This window comes from Rhizobium sp. YJ-22, from assembly GCF_029601685.1.
GTDB lineage: Bacteria > Pseudomonadota > Alphaproteobacteria > Rhizobiales > Rhizobiaceae > Metarhizobium.
This window is the reverse complement of record NZ_JARRIR010000001.1, coordinates 23,547-41,137: the sequence shown is the minus strand read 5'-3', so window position 1 is coordinate 41,137 and position 17,591 is coordinate 23,547. Positions and strand designations below refer to the sequence as shown.

Annotated in this window: 15 protein-coding genes and 1 tRNA gene; 11 read left to right on the top strand and 5 right to left on the bottom strand. The window is 65.2% G+C overall.

The window, feature by feature from the left end:
* Window positions 1–3: 3 nt before the first annotated feature.
* From P7F60_RS00180 to P7F60_RS00155, 6 genes are read left to right on the top strand one after another with little or no spacing between them, the layout of a single operon-like run.
* Window positions 4–1,056: a polysaccharide pyruvyl transferase family protein gene (locus tag P7F60_RS00180; RefSeq protein WP_277915690.1), complete on the top strand. Its 1,053-nt coding sequence runs from the start codon at window positions 4–6 to the stop codon at window positions 1,054–1,056.
* Complete coding sequence (locus P7F60_RS00175) at window positions 1,057–2,340, top strand: polysaccharide biosynthesis C-terminal domain-containing protein (RefSeq protein WP_277915689.1); 1,284 nt, start codon at window positions 1,057–1,059, stop codon at window positions 2,338–2,340.
* A complete protein-coding gene (locus P7F60_RS00170; RefSeq protein ID WP_277915688.1) occupies window positions 2,330–3,580 on the top strand; it encodes an O-antigen ligase family protein in 1,251 nt (416 codons plus the stop codon). The genes P7F60_RS00175 and P7F60_RS00170 overlap by 11 nt, the downstream gene beginning before the upstream one ends.
* Window positions 3,573–4,694 (top strand): glycosyltransferase, encoded by a 1,122-nt coding sequence (locus tag P7F60_RS00165; RefSeq protein ID WP_277915687.1) that lies wholly within the window; start codon window positions 3,573–3,575, stop codon window positions 4,692–4,694. Before P7F60_RS00170 ends, P7F60_RS00165 begins: the two co-directional genes overlap by 8 nt.
* Entirely contained in the window at window positions 4,684–5,244 is a 561-nt protein-coding gene (locus P7F60_RS00160) for a putative colanic acid biosynthesis acetyltransferase (protein WP_277915686.1), read from the top strand. Before P7F60_RS00165 ends, P7F60_RS00160 begins: the two co-directional genes overlap by 11 nt.
* Window positions 5,244–6,146: a glycosyltransferase family 2 protein gene (locus tag P7F60_RS00155; protein WP_277915685.1), complete on the top strand. Its 903-nt coding sequence runs from the start codon at window positions 5,244–5,246 to the stop codon at window positions 6,144–6,146. Before P7F60_RS00160 ends, P7F60_RS00155 begins: the two co-directional genes overlap by 1 nt.
* A gap of 3 nt (window positions 6,147–6,149) precedes the next feature.
* Here P7F60_RS00155 and P7F60_RS00150 read toward each other — a convergent pair whose 3' ends face one another.
* Together P7F60_RS00150 and P7F60_RS00145 are read right to left on the bottom strand one after the other, a co-directional pair.
* Window positions 6,150–7,769 carry a hypothetical protein gene (locus P7F60_RS00150; RefSeq protein WP_277915684.1) on the bottom strand — a complete coding sequence of 540 codons (1,620 nt, stop codon included), beginning with the start codon at window positions 7,767–7,769 and terminating at the stop codon, window positions 6,150–6,152.
* A 118-nt stretch (window positions 7,770–7,887) separates the two neighbouring features.
* Complete coding sequence (locus tag P7F60_RS00145; RefSeq protein ID WP_277915683.1) at window positions 7,888–8,496, bottom strand: LysE/ArgO family amino acid transporter; 609 nt, start codon at window positions 8,494–8,496, stop codon at window positions 7,888–7,890.
* Window positions 8,497–8,588: 92 nt separating this feature from the next.
* Between P7F60_RS00145 and P7F60_RS00140 the strand changes: the two genes are divergently transcribed.
* Window positions 8,589–9,491, top strand: a complete 903-nt coding sequence (locus P7F60_RS00140) for a LysR family transcriptional regulator ArgP (protein WP_277915682.1) — start codon at window positions 8,589–8,591, stop codon at window positions 9,489–9,491.
* A gap of 92 nt (window positions 9,492–9,583) precedes the next feature.
* Here the strand turns inward: P7F60_RS00140 and P7F60_RS00135 are convergent, their stop codons facing one another.
* Window positions 9,584–11,782 (bottom strand): AAA family ATPase, encoded by a 2,199-nt coding sequence (locus P7F60_RS00135; protein ID WP_277915681.1) that lies wholly within the window; start codon window positions 11,780–11,782, stop codon window positions 9,584–9,586.
* A gap of 233 nt (window positions 11,783–12,015) precedes the next feature.
* On the opposite strand from P7F60_RS00135, the gene P7F60_RS00130 reads away from it, so the two are divergent.
* Window positions 12,016–12,957: a DUF6030 family protein gene (locus tag P7F60_RS00130; RefSeq protein WP_277915680.1), complete on the top strand. Its 942-nt coding sequence runs from the start codon at window positions 12,016–12,018 to the stop codon at window positions 12,955–12,957.
* A gap of 165 nt (window positions 12,958–13,122) precedes the next feature.
* Entirely contained in the window at window positions 13,123–14,301 is a 1,179-nt protein-coding gene (locus tag P7F60_RS00125) for a polysaccharide biosynthesis/export family protein (RefSeq protein ID WP_277915679.1), read from the top strand.
* A gap of 53 nt (window positions 14,302–14,354) precedes the next feature.
* Here P7F60_RS00125 and P7F60_RS00120 read toward each other — a convergent pair whose 3' ends face one another.
* Both P7F60_RS00120 and P7F60_RS00115 read right to left on the bottom strand, forming a co-directional pair.
* Window positions 14,355–15,128: a metallophosphoesterase family protein gene (locus P7F60_RS00120; protein WP_277915678.1), complete on the bottom strand. Its 774-nt coding sequence runs from the start codon at window positions 15,126–15,128 to the stop codon at window positions 14,355–14,357.
* Window positions 15,129–15,208: 80 nt separating this feature from the next.
* Window positions 15,209–15,400, bottom strand: a complete 192-nt coding sequence (locus P7F60_RS00115) for a hypothetical protein (protein ID WP_277915677.1) — start codon at window positions 15,398–15,400, stop codon at window positions 15,209–15,211.
* Window positions 15,401–15,653: 253 nt separating this feature from the next.
* On the opposite strand from P7F60_RS00115, the gene P7F60_RS00110 reads away from it, so the two are divergent.
* Window positions 15,654–15,743 (top strand) — tRNA-Ser (locus tag P7F60_RS00110).
* A gap of 78 nt (window positions 15,744–15,821) precedes the next feature.
* On the top strand, window positions 15,822–17,480 hold the full coding sequence (locus P7F60_RS00105) for a site-specific integrase (RefSeq protein ID WP_277915676.1): 1,659 nt from the start codon (window positions 15,822–15,824) through the stop codon (window positions 17,478–17,480).
* Window positions 17,481–17,591: the final 111 nt, after the last annotated feature.

Here is a 17,591-nt window from a genome sequence, read left to right as displayed (position 1 = left end):
GGAATGGCGGCTGCGCTCTCACTCCGAACCCAGTACGACAATCTCGGCGACGAGATCATCAATGCGATCCTGTTGAAGGAGCTGGCGCAGCGCATGCCGGTTCTGGCGCTCGGCCATGCCGTTCCCGACTGGTATCTGGCAAATCTCCGCAATCATCTCGGGCCGGCCTGGAAAAACGTTGTCTGCCACGACGATCGCGCCGCGTTCGCCACAAAACTGCTGCGAAAAGGCCTCGGCCGCGCCCGCCATTGGCTGTTCACCGCCTGCGGCGATGTCGGCGGCACAAGGTCGCATTATCGCCGCGACGGAATGCTGGCGATGATGAACGCTTTGCCGTCCTTGCGCCTGGCGTCGGTCGGTGCGTCCTGCGCGAACCTGTCTGCCTCGAAGGCGACTCTGCTGCGACAGGCAAGCCGTCGGGGCGCGCTCATCGGCGTCCGCGATACCCTGTCTGCCGCCACGCTTTCCGCACGGGGTATCGAGGCGATGCTCGTTCCCGATCTTGCCTTCAAGCTGCCCTGGTCGGCGCGGCCCGACGCGAGGCGGGCGATTCTGAGTTTTCGCGAGGTTGCCGGACAGGATCGGGCGGCTCTGCTTCCGAGCTTGGCGGGCATCGTCATCTCGGTTCGCCGCGCAGGCTTCCAGCCGGCCATGACCTGGCAGGTGTCGAAGGACGAATCCTTCTGCAAGAGCCTCGCAGACGCCCTCGGCATCCCCGCCATCGATTGCCTTGGTTCGAGCACCGGGCGCTTTGAACGGGCTATGACATTTTACGACGAGGCCGCGCTCGTCGTCAGCAATCGCTTGCATGTCCTCCTGATCACCGCCGCGCGCGGCGGTGCGCCTTTCGCCATGCTGCAGCCGGGCGAGGCCAAGATCGCGCCGCTGCTATCCGATCAGGGCATGGCCGATTGCATCCTGCCGGCGAACGGCGCCGGCTTCGATAGGCTGCTCGACGATCTGCCGGCGCGACGACAGGCATGGCAAGGTATCTTTGCCCGCAATTGTGCACAACTGGACGCCTGTTTCGACCGGCTGGCCGGGGCGGAGGGGTAAATGGCGCTCTCCGTCGCCTTGCCGCTGGAAAAGGCGAGGCCGCATCTGGCCTCGGCCATCCGCCTTGTCCTGCTGCTGGCGGTGTCGAAGGGGCTGACGCTGGCGGCTTCCATCGTCATTGCCCGCCAGTTCGACCGGCAGGTTTCCGGCCTTCTGTTCTTCGTCACCGGTCTCGTCACGCTCAGCCTTTCCTTCACCACGCTCGGCCTGACGGCTTCGGCCAGCTATCATTATGCCCGCAATCTCGCCCGCCGGCGTCTTGCCCGCAACCATCAGGCGCTGTTGCTGGCGCTCGTTGTCGCCTTGCCATCATCCGCCGCCTTCGGCCTGCTGGCGCTGGCGATGCCGGAAGCGCGCGAGACGGGGACGACGGGATTAATCCTTGCCGTGACGCTCACCTGTTTTTTCGCGGCGATCCGGCAATGGGCAAAGACGGCGCTCGCCATCGAAGGCCAGCGGGAATGGAGCCTCGTGCATGACGGCATCCTGTTTCAGGCTGTGCTGGTGCCAGGCCTTCTCCTGTTGCCGGAAAAATCCGCCGCCGCCGCCCTGGTCGTTCTGACCCTTGCCGCGGTGATCGCCGGCCTGCCGGCGCTGTGGCATGCCGCTTCCTATCCGCATGGGCCATGGATCCTGCCGCCGCGTCGCTATGCGAAACGGCTGCTTGCCATCGGCCTGCCGGCGATGGCGGCGCAGGGCAGCGCGCTGTTGCTGAACCGGCTGGATGTCGTCATGCTCGGCCCGCTCTCGACAGCCGGCGCGGTCGCCGATTATGCGGTGGCGATGCGGCTCACCTATATGGCCGGCCTGCCGGGCGAGATCGTCACCATTCTGCTGATGCCGCATCTGGCCGCGGCGGCGGCAAGCCGCGAACCAGCCCGGCAATGGCGGCTGCTGAAATTGACGATGGTGTCACAGGTGTTCGCGACAGGTCTCGTCGCCCTGCCGCTGATGCTGTTTGCCGGCGATGTCGTTACGCTGGTTTTTGGCGCGGCCTATCTTTCGGCCGTGCCCGTCTTTCTGCTGCTGCAGGCCGGCAAGCTGCTGACATCGGCGTTTTCGCCGGCGCTGGCCTTGTTCACCGGTCTGGGCTACAGCGCTGCGCTCGCCCGCACCAATCTCGCCGCCGCTGTCATCAACCTGCTCCTCAATGCCGTGCTGATCCCGGCTTGGGGCGCGCAAGGCGCGGCAGTGGCGACCTTCGTCAGCCTGTGCTTGATGGCGTTCCGTTATCCCGCCATCGCCCGTGATCTCCGCCGGCGGGGAGGTGCCCATGCGGCCTGAACCCGCCCGCCGGCAAAATCCGCTGCTGCGCCAATGGCTGCTGTTCGGCGCCGGGATCGGTATGGCGCTGGTCTATTCCGGCTATATCCTCGCCTGGACGCGGACGAGCGGCACGGGCGAGGGCAGCTTTGCCGAAATCGGCGTGGTTCTGGCCTTCGGCATGGGTCTGATTGTGCTCTGTGCCTGCCGGCGCGAAACGCGGCTGCGCCTGTCTCACTATGCGTCCTGCCTGCCGCTGCTCCTGTGGCTCGGCATGTCCTTCATCGCGGCGCTGGCGCAAGGAGAGGGAAAATTCATCGCCTGGCTGGCCTTCGCGTTGCTGCTGTTTGCGCTGATGGCCCATGTCGATATCGCCCGGGCGCGGCTGGTCGAGGCGTTCCTCGTCCTCGGCCTGATCGAAGCCGTCGCCTTCCTGCTTTTCAATCGCGAGGCGCTGTTTGCCTATGCTGGCGGTCGTGGCCGCGTTTCCTTCGACAATCCCGCCTACACGCTCAGCGCCTATGCCATGTCAGGCGGATTGCTGGCGGCGGTCTACAGCTTCGTGCATCTTGGCCGTGCGAGACTGATGTCGCTCTGCGTGCTGGCGCTCACCGTCACTATCATTCTCGGCACCGGCACCCGCTCGGTGCTGGCAGGGGTGGCCGCGTCGGTCACCGTGCTGCTGACGCTCGGCGGCGGCATGACCGCGCCTGGCGGCCTGCGCCGCACGGTTTTCACAGGCGGCGCGGTGGTCGCGGTAATGGTCATCGTCCCCGGCCTGTGGGCTCGGCTGTCGCAGACGCTCGAACTCGTCGTCACCGGCCTCGGCTCGCTGTCCGGCGCCAATGCACTGGAGCGTTCGGCGGAGGGGCGGCGCTATTTTCGCGAGATCGGCTTGCAAAATATCGCCGATCACCCTTGGGCGGGATCGGGTTTCATGACACGCCAACTCGATTTCCCGCTATTGCAGGCGGCGCAGGATTTTGGCCTGTTCCTCGGTGCCTGCTTTATCATCGCCGCCCTGCTGCTGCCGGGCCTCTGGTCGCTGAAGGCCCTGCGGCACGGGCGGGATGCGGAAAAATTCATCGCCGCCCTCTTTATCCTCAACAGTCCGCGCCTGTTCCTGCACGGTACGCCGTATGACTGGGTCACCTTCACCTATCTGCTGCCGGTCTATGGCATGGCGCTTTGCCGGCCTTTGCCGAACCCGCGTCCTGACGCCCGGCTCCCTGCATTCTGGCCGGAGCCCATCGATGGCTAGAGTCAACGTTATCTATCACCACTATCCCCATTATCGCCGCCCGGTAATGGAAGCGCTGGCCTGCAGCGGAGCGCATGATTACCGCTTCTGGGGCAGCCTCGACGATGTCGCCGGCATAAAAACCTTTCGCGGCGATGCCCGTATCCCCGTCCGCCCCCTGCGGTTTCGCCTGCGCGGGCCGTTCTGGCTGCTCGGCGGCTATTGGCCGGCGGTGCTGGATCGCAGCGCCGATGCCCTCATCGTCCACGGCCATCCCAACATGCCGGCAAGCTGGCTGATCGGCCTTGCCGGCCGCCTGACGGGCAAGCCGGTGCTTTACTGGGCGCATGGCTGGCTGAAGCGCGAATCGCGCTGGAAAGCGTTTTTGCGGCGGCTGCATTATCGCCTCGGCCAACGCGTCCTGACCTATGGCCTGCGCGCCCACCAGCTTGCGTCAGCCAGTGGCTTCCCGGTCGAACGGATCGTGCCGGTGTGGAATTCGCTCGACTGGCCGGCGGCGCGGGATGTGCTGCATCGGCTGGAAACCGAAGGTGTCGCGGCCGTGCGCCGCCGTCTCGGCCTGCCGCCTGCCGCTTTCGTCGTCCAATGCTCGGCGCGGCTGATGCCGGCCTGCCGGTTCGACCTGCTGCTGGAGGCGGCCGGGCTTTTGAAGGGGCGAGGAGTGGAAACCCATGTCGTGCTGATCGGCGAGGGGCCGCAGCGCGCCGCTTTGGAAGCCCAAGCCGAAGAACTCGGCGTCAAAATCCTGTTCCCCGGCGCGATCTATGAAGAGGCGGTGCTGGGCGCCTGGATTTTCGCCAGCGATGTCACCGCCAGCCCGGGCAAGATTGGCCTCAGCGCCATCCATTCGCTGATGTACGGCACCCCGGTCGTCACCCATGGCGACATGGACCGGCAGATGCCGGAGGCCGAGGCGATCATTCCCGGAGAAACCGGCAGCTTCTTTCCGCCCGGCGATGCGGCGGCGCTGGCGGAAGCCTTGCTTGCCTGGCGGGATAAGAAAAGCGCTGCGCTGCGCGCTCGCTGCAGGGAGGCGATCGAGACGCGCTACAATCCGCAGGCGCAGGCAACGATCATCGATGCCGTTGTCAGCGAGGTCTGCCATGCGCGTTGAACCCCTCGACGCCTCGCTGTCGCGCCCGCGCCAGGGCGGCCCGAGCTTTTCGCGGCGGAACCGGGTGTACCGGGCGGTCTGGCGTCTCGCCTGGCTGCTGCTGGCGGCGTGGACGCCGCCCTTTGCCCGGCGGTGGCGGCGCGGCCTGCTGCGCGCCTTCGGCGCGACGATGCAGGGCAGCGCCGATGTCCGCGCCAGCGCCCGCATCTGGTTTCCGCGACACCTGACCATGGGCGACGGCTCGGTGCTCGCCGGCGGCGTCACCTGCTACAACATGGCGACTGTCACCATCGGCGAGGGCACCATCGTCTCGCAAGGAGCGCATCTGTGCTGCGGCTCTCATGAATTGGAGGATCCGCATTTCCAACTCGTCGCCAAGCCGATCCGCATCGGCCGCCATTGCTGGATCGCGGCGGAAGCCTTTGTCGGGCCGGGCGTGACCGTCGGCGACCGGGCGGTGCTCGGCGCCCGCTCCGTCGCCTTTGCCGATCTGGAGGCCGGCGGCATCTATGTCGGCAATCCCGCTCGAAAAATCCGCGAGCGCGGGTGATGACGACGCTTGCCGTCGTCATTCTTACCTATAACGAGGAGCGCCACATCGTCCGCGCCCTCGACAGCATCGCCGCCATCGCCACGCAGATATTCGTCATCGATTCCTTTTCGACGGACCGCACGGTGGAAATCGCCCGTGCCCGTGGCGCCACCGTGCTGCAACATGCCTTCGTCAACCAGGCGCGGCAATTGCAATGGGCGCTGGAGCACGCATCCGTCACCACCGACTGGGTGATGCGTCTCGATGCCGACGAGGTGGTGGAGCCAGCGCTGGCGGCTGAAATCGCCGCGAAGCTTCCGAACCTCCCGCCCGAAATCACCGGCATCAACCTGCGCCGCCGTCACATCTTCCTCGGACGCTGGATCCGCCATGGCGGGCGCTATCCGTTGATCCTGCTGCGCCTGTGGCGACGCGGGCAGGCGCGGGTCGAGGATCGCTGGATGGACGAGCATATGACGCTGACCAACGGCCGCGCTGTCCTCTTCGATGCCCCCTTCACGGATGACAATCTCGGCGATCTCACTGCCTTCACCGCCAAGCACAATGCCTATGCCACCCGCGAGGCGGTCGACGTGCTGGCACGCCGCTATGGACTGGCGGCGGCGGAGCCGCAACATCTGGCCTCGCGGCAGGCCGCCTTCAAGCGTGCGGTGAAGGAGAGGGTCTATAATCGCCTGCCGTTTCCAATCGCCGCCCTCGGCTATTTCCTGTTTCGTTATATCTGCCAGTTCGGCTTTCTCGACGGGCGGGAAGGGCTGATCTATCATGGCCTGCAGGGGTTCTGGTATCGCTTCCTGGTCGGCGCCAAACTGCAGGAATTCGACCGTGTCTTGCGCGACCTGCCGACGCCGGAGGACAGGCGCGCGATGCTGGCGCGCCTGTCCGGCCTTCCGCTCTGATGATCAGAAACCGAGCGCCGTCAGCTTCGCTGCAATCGCCCCGCCGATAACGGCCATGGCGGCCGGCGTCAGATGCACGCCGTCGCCCTGCAGGCAGGAGGGCGGCACGCGGTTTGCGGCCAGCGCGGCCAGATCGCCGGACGAGCCGTCCGACAGCGCCGCCAGCGCCGGATGCGGATCGAGATAACGCGCCCCGAAGCGGCTCGCCAGCCAGCCATTGCGCTGGTCGACCGCACCGGCCAGAGCGGCGTTATTGGCGCGGCGAGTCGCGCCGACGAAGACATGGCGCGGGCAAAACGTTGCCATCGCCTCGAAGATCGCCTTGTCTTCCTCGACGCTGACGCCATTGGCGTCGCCATCCCAATGGACAAGCGGGCAGCCGGCAAGGCCGGGGTTCGGCTGCATGGCGGCAAGCTGGGCGGCGATGGCGCTGCCGCTGATGCCGGTCGCCAGCACCTGCCGGCTGGAAGACGCCTCCACGCCCTGCTCGACGGAGGCGCCGCCGATGCTGGCGACATAGCTGTCGCCCACCGCCCAGACGAACCAGCCCGGCACCACCTCGCGATTGAAGAAGGCAGCATCGAGGATCTGCCCGGTCCAGTCCTCGCCGCCGGCCGGCGAGGTGCCGAGCCGCAGCCAGGCCGCCCCCGCCGGCACCATCGAGCCGACCTGGCTGCCGAACAGGTTTGTGCCATCGAGCGCCGCCAGAAACCGCGTGGCGCCATTGCTCGAAAGGTGCAGCCGGTGCTCGCCATTCAGCGTCACCAATGCGGCGGGTATCGTCAGCGTGATGCGGTTGACGCCGTTGCTGTCGAGCAGGATCGACAGCGTGCCGTCCGTATTCAGGCCGATGCGGTAGCGATTGCGCGCCCCGCCATCGTCGAAGGAAAACAGCACACGAGGCGCGGCCGGCAGGCTGGCCGGCGTGCGAAACCGCAGGAGGGCGGTGAATTCCGGTGCTGAAAAACCGCGAAACGCGGCTGCCTCCTTCACCGAGAAATCGTCGCCGATGACGGTGCCGTTGGGGCCGCTGGCGGTGCGCAGCGCGATGTAGGACGCAGTGGCTTCGGCCGCGAAAATCCGCTGCTGGGTGATGTTGGCGGTGGTGGCATTGGCCGGCAAGCTGTTACCGACAGGCGAAAGCGATGTCGCGCGGCTGGAGACGACCAGCGGGCTGGACGAGCTGGTTCCGCGCCGATAGGTGGCCTTCATGCGATAGGCCTTGCCCTGCACGGTGGGGATCGCGCCGGAGCGGATGGAGGGGTTGGTCAGTCCGCTGCCGCTCATTTCCAGAGCGCCGGCATTGACGGTGGCCGTCGCGCCGTTCACCGCCGTCCAGTCGCCGAGGCCGGCGGACAGGTCGCCATTGGCGAGCAGTTCCGGCGCATCTGCCGCAACGTAGTCGCCGATCGTGCGGGTGATGCCGCTGGCCACGCCGTTGACCGCCGCAAGGGTGGCGGATTCGCTTGCGAAGACCGCGCCATCGAACCAGCCGCGATTATTGGCGGCATCGAGCATCAGCAGGGCCGGCAGGCCAGCCATGTCGCGCGCCACCCAGTCCGGTGCGCCGTGGGGAAGGCGCAGCGTTGCCGCGCCGAGAAGGTCCATGGGAAGGCCGAGCATCACGGTTGGCCTCCGCGTCCGGTCGGATCGAGTTTCATGCCGTCTTTCCTTTCGTCCTTCAAAGGCTTCGATGGTAGAAGCGAACGGGAGGGGTGCGGACGGCGGAGTATGATTTTTGTCAGCCGCCAAGCACCAGACGAGCCGCAATCGAGCCCATGATCACGGCGATCAACCCGTCAAGGATGCGCCAGGCGAGCGGCTGGGCAAACAGCGGGCTCAGATAGCGCGCGCCATAACCGAGCCCGAAGAAGAACAGGAAGGAGGCGCTGGTGGCGCCGAGCGCGAAGGCCAGCCTCTCGCCGGAAAATTGCGTCGCGATCGAGCCGAGCAGCACCACCGTATCCAGCCAGACATGCGGATTGAGCCAGGTCAGCGCCAGGCAGGTGGCGAGCGTCGCCTTGAGCGGTGTGCCGATGCCGTTGTCGACCTTCAGCGCATCGGTGGAGGTCATTGCCGATCTGAGGCTGCGCAGAGCATACCAGAGCAGGAAGGCCGCGCCGCCATAGCGCATCGCCGGCTCCAGCCAGGGCATGAGCGCGATCACCTGCGCCAGGCTGGTGACGCCGAGCGCGATCAGCAGCGCATCGGAAAGCGCGCAGGCCAGCACGACCGGCAGGACATGCTCCCGCTTCAGGCCCTGCCGGAGCACGAAGGCGTTCTGCGCGCCGATGGCGACGATGAGGCCGAGGCCCATGGAAAGACCGGTCATATAAACGGAAGGCGACATAAAAACTCCTGGGGACATGCCCGCCTGCCTAGCTGTCGGAGCGAGTTTAGGCTAATTAATCCTGCTAAATAGAGATTAGGAAAATTAACGCCATGTTCGATTATCCGGCGTTGAAGGCGGTTGCCGCCGTGGTCCAGACCGGCAGCTTCGACCGGGCGGCAAGACGGTTGAACGTCACGCCCTCGGCGGTGTCGCAACGGGTCAAACAGCTGGAGGACCGGCTGGGCGCAGTGCTGATCGTGCGCGGCAATCCCTGCACGGCGACGGAGCAGGGGCAATGGCTCTGCCGCCATGTCGAGCAGGTGGAGATGCTGGAGGGGCGGCTGGCCGGGCAATTGCCCGCACTGGCGCCGTCCGGCGAACCGGCGGAGCGCGTCACGGTGCAGATCGCTACCAATGCCGACAGCCTCGGCACCTGGTTCCTTGCCGCCGCTGCCCGCTTTGCCCGCTCCAGCGATTACCTGCTTGGCATTGCCGTCGACGATCAGGATCACACCGCCGAATGGCTGCGGCGCGGCCGGGTGCTTGCCGCCGTCACAGGGCTGGAAAAGCCGGTGCAGGGCTGCCGCCGTCTGTCGCTTGGCAGTTTGCGTTATCACGCCACCGCCAGCCCGGATTTCATGGCGCGGTATTTTCCTCGAGGCGTGACGGCGGAAGCGTTGTTGAACGCCCCGGCGATCACCTTCGACCAGAAAGATCGTCTACAGGCCGGTTGGGTGCGGCAGGTCGCCGGCGCGGATCTGTCGGTGCCGACCCACTGGCTGCCCTCGACCCAAGGCTTCGTCGAAGCGGCGCTCTCGGGCATGGGCTGGGGCATGAACCCGCAGGCGCTTGTGCGCGATCACCTTGCCAGCGGCCGGCTGGTGGATATCGTCCCCGGCGTCACCGTCGATATCCCTCTGTTCTGGCAGATCAACCGCATGGCCGCCGACCAGCTTTCCGATCTGACGCGCGCCGTGGTCGAGACCGCCCGGCAGGCGCTTGTCGCCTCATGAGGCGGGCGTTGGCATTGGGAAGACAGGCGGTGTCCAAAGCTCCTTCTTCCCCTCGCGAAGAAGGGGCTTTCGGCATCGCGTGCCTGCTTTCATCAGACCGGCCGGTCGCTGAGATAGGCGCCGTAGCGGTCGCCACAGGCCTCGCTGGAATCGGCGGCGGCATAGGCCGGCATCTGCTGCCGGTCGACCTTGGTCAGCACCGCGCCGAGGCAGCGATCCTCGATGATGCCGGCGCCGACCAGCGTGTCGCGCACCAGGACGCGTGACGGGCCGCCCCATTCGATGGCGAGGATGAAGCCGTCGATGACGCCGGCCATCGCCCGGCTGTCGATAACCGGCGCCAGCGGCGGCAGGTCGAGCAGGATGTAATCGTAGTCGCGGCCGGCCTCCTGCAGGAGGCGCGCCATCGCCGCCGAGGCCAGCAATTCGGCTGAATGGCTGATGGGACGGTGCGCGGCGGCGGGCAGGATATGCAGCGCGCCCTGTTCCGCCCGCGCTTGGCTTAGCGGCAGGCCTTCGGTCAGCACCTCGACGAGTCCCGGTCGCGCCGACAGGCCGAGCATCCGGCTGGCGCCCGGATTGCGCAGGTCGGCATCGATCAGCAGCGTCCGACGGCCGGCGGCCAGAACCTGCGCCAGATTGACCGCCAGTGTCGTCTTTCCCTCGCCGGGAAGAGTGGAAACGACGCCGATGACTTTCGCCTGTTTGCGCAGCCGGATATCGATGGCGAGCCGGCAATTGCGCAGCGTCTCTGTGAAGCCCGAAAGCGGGAAATCGAGCGCGTGGCGGGCGAGGTCGTTCCCTGTCTCGGTGAGCGGTATCGCACCGAGATATTCGAGGCCGAGCAGGCTGCGGATCTGCCCGCCATTGCGGAAAAACCGCTCGCGATATTCGCGCAGAAGAGCCATGCCGCAGGCCGCGGACGCACCGAACAGCACCGCAAGCGCCATGACCAGCCCCTTGCGCGGGCTGCTCGGTCCTTCCGGCAGGCGCGCTTCGGTGATGATCCGCGCATCGGTCAGCGGAAAATCCTGGCCTTGGACCGCATCCTGATAGCGACGCAAGAAACTTTCATGCAGAAGGCGATCATTTTCGGCGCTGCGCTCCAGCGCCCGTAACTCCGCCTGCTTTTCGCCGGCGAGCGCGCTGTCTCGCGTCGCCCGCGCCAGGTTTTCGGTGAGATTGACCTCGCGCGAGCGGGCGACGTCGAGGTCGCTGCGATAACCCTCGGCGATGCGACCGAGTTCCTCGCCCATCAATCGGCTGAATTCCTGCATGTCGCGGCGCAGGCGTACTGCCTGGGCATGATCGGCGCCGAAGCGGGCGCGGATGTCCGCCTCGCGTTTCGAGGCTTCGAGATAGCGGGCGCGAAACGCGGTGATGACGGCGTTGTCGAGCGCATCGGCAACGATGGCCTCGCCGCTGCCGCTCGCCAATATCGCCTCGATGCGATCCAGCCGCGCCTTGGCCTTCGCGGTATCGGCCCGCGCGACGATCAGCGCCGTATTGAGATCGGCCACCTGCTGGTCGGGCATCGACCGGTTGTTGGCCGGCAACAGTCCGTTTTCGGCCTTGAAGCGCTGCACCGCCAAATCCGACGCCACCGACTGTCGACGCAAGTCCTCGATGCGCTCGGCCAGCCAGTCGCCCGCCCGCCGCGCCGCCGCATAGCGCGCTTCAAGCTTGTCGGCGAGATAGGCCTCGGCGACAGCGGTGGCGACGGCGCGGGCATGCTCGGGCGAGGGGGATTCGAAGGAGATGGTCAGCACATAGCTGCGCCCGACCCGCTCGACATCAAGCCCCTCCTGCACGATGGCGAGCGCCTGCCGCCGGTCGCGCACGTTGCCGCTTGTCTCATGTGCCGCTGAAAACATGCCGCGCAGGGCGCCGAGCAGCCGGCGCGGTAGCGCCCCGACGGAGCGGACCGGCGCCATGAAATCCGCATCTCGCTCCAGCTGTAACCTGTCGACCGCCGCAAGCCCGATGGTTTCGGACCTGATCAGCTCGATCTGGCTGAGCACGGAGGCCTCGTCGTCCACCGCCCCGCCGAGCGTCGACAGCCTTTGCGTCATGTCGGAAGTGCTGCGGTCGATCAGCACGCCGACCGAGGCGGTGTAGAGTGGCATGGCGGTGAGCAGATAGGCGATGGCGAGCAGGCAGACGGCTGCAAGCGTCACCAGGCCCGCCTTCCATTGCCGCCTGACGATGCCGAGTATGACAGCGACATCGATCGAAATCCCGGCTTCCGGTGGCTCCTGTTCCGGGGTGCGGGCGAGCAACAGCCGGTTCATGACCGTCGCCCGGCCCTAGCACCGACGCCAGCGCCACCCGGCCCTGACGCGAAATGCATCGCCATTCTGCCTGCCTGTGCGGCGTCCCTGGCCATGGGCCCATCCCCTTCTTTCCCGATCGCGAGATTAACCCTTTCCTGCCGCGTGACAATGGTATTCATTGCATCATGAACACTTTTAAAGTGTGATCAGATTGTATCTGACACGACATCGCCAGGAGGCGGAGAGGGCAGGTGGCAGGCGCGACAACCGGACGGATCGACAAGACCGGAGCACGAAACGCACAAGACGTTGCGCATTGGCTGCTGCGTGAGCGCCGGCCCGGCGACAGGCGTGTTCTGTATCTCTCCACGTTTGCCATCCTCTGTGCCATCGCCGCCACGGTGTTGCTTGCCAATGGCCAGCGCAATCTGCATCGCTTGCTTGGCGCTCAGCAAATGCGCGTCGTTCCGCCGGCGCTGCCCGTGATGCGGCAGAAGCCGGCGCAGGCTCGGCATCTGCCGCCGCGTTATTTCTCGACCGAGGATATGCCCGCCTTTTCGACCTTCGTGCGGCTCACCAGTCTTCCGGCGCAAAATCTCTGCCGTTTCCTGGCCGAGGCCGGCCTGCGCAACGAGGGCTGGCGTGCCAGCGAGCTCGATCCGCGCAGTCATGAATGCCCCTCGGTGCTGCGCCTGTTTTCCGCGGCACCGGGCGGCGGTTTCGACACGGTCTTCGCCGATGTGAAGGGCGATGCCGCCGGCCGCATCCTGCGTCTGCGCCTGAAGATCAGCGCCCGCGATCGCGTCAACCGCACAATCCTGAACGCCAGGGCCGCCGCGATTCTCGATTTCGTGGTGTCGGAATCCGGCTGGTCGGACCTTTCGGGATTGGGGAGCAGGGTGCTGGCATCGGGCGATTTCAGTATCGAAAGCCATGGGCTGCGCATCAGCCGCCGGCGCGAGCGGCTCACGCCGGAAAGCGACAATCTCGTGCTGACGCCGATCTTCGAAACGCCGGCGGCGCGCAATGCCTATGACTATTTCCTGGCGACGCACCGCCTGCTGCCGGTCGCCCCCCGCAACCGGACGACGCCGGAGCAATGGCATCGCTTCCTGCATCATGGTCTTGCATCGCAGGGCGATATAAATGCACACGAACGCGTCTTCGCCCGGCTTTTCCCACCACCTGGCTGAAGATGGTCGATACGTGTTATGAGTGTTATCGCTGTAACTTTATGCAATTGACTCTCGATATCACCCATGTTCACTATGGGTTAACCAAACATCTTCCGGCAGACAGGCCGGCGGCGGGCAAGCCCGGTCGCCGAACCCTGTCGTCATGCTTTTGAGCGGGGAAACATGCAGCGTAAGGCATGGGGTATCGCGTTTGCCGTGCTTGTCGTTCCGCTTTTCGGTTGCAGCGCGTTGCCGGGCTCCGGTCCGGATATGCAGGCCGTCGCGGCGCAGGCGCGCCAGCAGATACGCTCCCCGGCGGGGGCGGCCGGCATAGAGTATGCGCTGGTGGATATCGACGCGCGCGTGCTTGGCGTGGCTGCGCCGGTGACGCCGCTGGCCTTTGTCGCCGCGCCCGGCGTTGCGCGGGGCGGGCCGCCGACGCCGGTCCTGGGTGTCGGTGATGTCGTGCGGGTTTCGGTGTTCGAATCCCAGGCGGGTGGTCTTTTCATTCCGGCCGAGGCCGGCGCGCGGCCGGGCAATTTCATCAATCTGCCGGCCCAGACGATCGATCGCGACGGCGCGATCGGCGTGCCCTATGCCGGCAAGGTGCGGGCGCTCGGCCGCACGGCGGAGGCGGTGCAGAGCGATATCGCCGCCCGCCTTGCCGACCGTGCCATCGAGCCGCAGGTGGTCGTGTCGATCGAAAAGACCCGCTCCATGCAGGCCTCGGTTCTCGGTGCCGTGCATCAGCCGCAGAAGGTGGAACTGAGCCCTGCCGGCGAACGCCTGCTCGACGTCGTCTCCGCCGCCGGCGGTCTGAGCGGCCCGGAGCGCGAAACCACCATCACTCTTCAGCGACGCGACCGCTCTCTCGTCACCCGCTACGACATGCTGACTGCGGACCCCTCGAAAAACATCTATGTGCTGCCGGGCGATACCGTGCTCGTCAACCGCAATCGTCGCACCTTCCTCGCCTTCGGCGCCGCAGGGCAGAACGGCCGCATCGATTTCGGCGAAACGGACCTGACGCTGGGCGAAGCGCTGGCCAAGGCCGGCGGCCTGCTCGATGCCCGCGCCGAACCGCGCGCCGTGCTGCTCTACCGCCGGATCGATGCCGGCACGGCCCGTCGCCTCGGTCTCGATCCTGCCCGGTTCGGCGGTGATGTGCCGGTGATCTTCCGCTCGGATCTGCGCGATCCCGCCGGCTTCTTCGCTGCCCAATCCTTTGCGATGCAGGACAAGGATATCCTCTACGTCTCGAATGCGCCGACGGCGGAGCTGGCGAAATTCCTCACTTTGCTGCGCGGCGCGACGGCCCCGGCGCGCGACATCGCCGACACCCGGCGCTGGATCGGCGACTGAAGCATTTCCGGGAGACGCGTGAATCGGCATCCACCTGAAGATACATGAAACCTTTAGAGAACGGCGGCGCTTCGGGCGGTGACCTTGAGCACCGTCAGCCGGCCGGTATCATAGGCGCGGGTATCGATGCCGATACGTCCGGGGCCGGCGGTCGGTTCAGGCGAGGGCGTATGGCCATGCACGACGGTGGCCGGCAGGCCGGAGCCTTCCGTCAGGAACGGCTCGCGGATCCACAGGAGATCCTCGTCGGTCTGTTCTTCCAGCGGCACGCCTGGCCTTATGCCGGCATGGACGAAGATATAGCCACCGATCCGCAAGGCGATCGGCAGGGTTTCAAGAAGCGTGCGATGCTCGTCCGGGATGGCTTCACGCAGGACGCGCCTGAAGCCGGCCGAATCCTCGCGATAGCGCTCGAGCAGCGCCGTGCCATCGAGCCCATAGGAATGCAACGTTTCATGGCCGCCCATGTCCAGCCATTGCCGATGTTCGAGTGGGTCGTCGAGAAAGCGCCGGAACAGCTCTTCGTGATTGCCGCAGAGCGCAATCCTCCGTAGTCCGGTCTCGACGCTGTCTCCCAGATGCGAGAGCACGCCGGCGGAACTGTCGCCGCGATCGACATAATCGCCGAGAAGGACGACGAGGCCGGGACGGCCGCAAGCCTGGATATCGGAGCGGATGCGATGCTCGGCCACCAGCAACAGGTCGAGCCGGCCGTGAACATCGCCGATTGCATAAATGGAATAGGGCGGGTGGCCGCTGCCGAGATCGATGCGCCGCCGGCGCGGGCCCGGCCGCTTCTCCGGAGAGGTAAACAAAGACCTGAACATTGCCGCCGAATTTCCCCATCGCCCCTGCGGGCGCATATTTACGCGTCCTGGCCGATCCGGCAAGAGCGAGCAGCCGGCGTTCAGGGCCGGATGTAGGACAGCGCGGTAATCAGCACCGGCACCAGTTCACTGACCAGCGCGACGAGCGCTAGGACGGTCAACCCGACCGCTTTCGCCCGCCGTCGAAACCGCTCCGACGAACTCTCCGGTTCAGGCACCGGATCATCGGAGCCCGGCGGAAAAATCTCGATTCTGCCGCGGGGCTCGTCCATGCCTGTGTTTTCCGAGTACCTGTCGCTCTGATGCTGGTAGTTTATAAAACCCGGTTTCTGCGCCGAATTTGTGACGCCGGCAAGCGGAAAACCACCCGTGTCGCAACTCGCCGGCCGATGACCGATGCATTGCATCACCGGTGTTCACGCCTTTTTCCGCTTGAAACCGCAAACGAGATTTTTTCGGAAAAAGCGGAAAATCGCAAGAAAAGCGCTTGATCCTAAAAGTCGAAGCGCCTATCAGGGCTCCACCGGAGAGGTGGCCGAGTGGTCGAAGGCGCGCCCCTGCTAAGGGCGTATACCGGGAACGGTATCGAGGGTTCGAATCCCTTCCTCTCCGCCACTAGTCGTGCATTGATTTCATTGAGTTTTCTGAAGCTTCGGTTCGGGTTCGTACCCACTCATGTACCCGGGGCCTCCGATGTATCTCACCCGTCGCGACAACGGTTTTCGCTTCCAGCGCCGTATTCCGAAAACCTTGGTGCCGATTCTCGGCGCGTCTCCGATCCGCCTGCATCTCGGCAGGATTCCCGCCCGCAAGGCCGCGCTGATCGCCCGTTTACTTGTCAGTCATTCCGACCGGCTATTCCACGGCCTCGTTCGAAACGGGTGCCGATCCATGCCAGACAATACCGATCCGAGAGATGCCATCATCGCCGAGTTGCAACGGCAACTTGCGGAGGTCATGGACGAAACACAGAAGACGATGGAGGCCACCGAGCAGGCGATACAGGCGCAGGAAAGCCTGCATGCTGCCGAGCTAGAGCAACAGGCGAACGAGATGAGGGTCGCCGCTCTCGAACGCGAAAACACGCTCCGGCGCGACGTGAACGCGGTCTACACCTCGTTCATGGACACGCAGGCCACGGTTCTGCAAACTCTCGAAAAGGCAAAGGCCGAACGGAACGTCACCTCAGTCACTCCCAAACTGGAAAGTCTGTCGGAGAAGATCGTATCCCTGAATGCCGCGGTGGAAACGAGCCTCGACGGCGGATATGTCCGGCCGCTCATGTCGGTTGCGCTCGACCAGTGGCATCGTGAGATTCGCGTCAATCAGGGGATCGCCGAGAAGAAGACGGATACGGATTACAACCGTATCAAGGATTTCGTGGCTTTCGCGGGCGACAAGCCGATCAACAAATATCGGTTCTTCGACTTCCAGAAGTTCGCGAACCTGTTGGCGATCGTTCCCTCGAACTACAACAAAATTCCGGAACTCCGCGGCAAGACGCGGGAAGAGGCCGCGGCATACAATGCCAGCCTGTCCTCGGATCAGCGACTGGAAACCCTGTCGATCACGACCATCGAGACGAACTATTTTTCGCCGTTGCAGGTGTTCTTTCAGGATGTCGCCGCCGAATACGAATTCCGTTCTCCGCTGGTAGACGTCAAAATCCGCATCCCCAAGTTCGTCAAGGGCAAGACGGTACGCCGTCCGTTTACGATCGAGGAACTGAACCAGTGGTTCCCGGTCGCCGCCATGGAGAAGAGAGCGGAAATGAAATGGATGCCCCTGCTTGGCGCGATACTGGGGGCGCGTGTCGGCGAACTCGTGCCGTTGCAGGGTAAAGACGTCTATCGTGTCGAAGGCAACATGTGGGTCATCGACCTGACTACAGACCTGACCGACGACGGAGGGGGAGCCGAGGAACGCCAGGTCAAGAACGCGGGCAGCCGGCGCATCATCGCGCTTCCCGACATCATCATTCGCACGGGTTTTATCGATTACGTGAAAACTCGCCGCCCCGAAGACAACCTTTTCCCTGCCTGTTTCTATCATGGTAAGGAGCGCATCGTGGACCCCGCGGGCGCGGCGTCGAAGCGGCTGAACGCGCAACTGAAGAAGGTCGGTATCCACCGCGTCATCGAGACAACATTCCATTCCACGCGCCACACCGCCAAGGACATCATGCGCCTTGCGAAGATCGACGAGCGCATTCACGACAAGCAGACGGGACACGCGAACAAGACGGTTTCGCGGAACTATGGCGCGAAGACGCTGCTGCGCGAGGAGATCGAGGTCTTGCGGCTGTTGCCCCTCCCGGAAGGGCTGGACCTTTCTCCCTATTTCGTTCGCTGAACACTCTGTCGGCGAGCACTCTATCGGCGCTTGCGTCATGCGCCGCCGGCTCCGAGCATAGAAAAAGCCGCGGGTCATTGGGCTGGAACCCTACCGCGGCCTTTCGGAGAT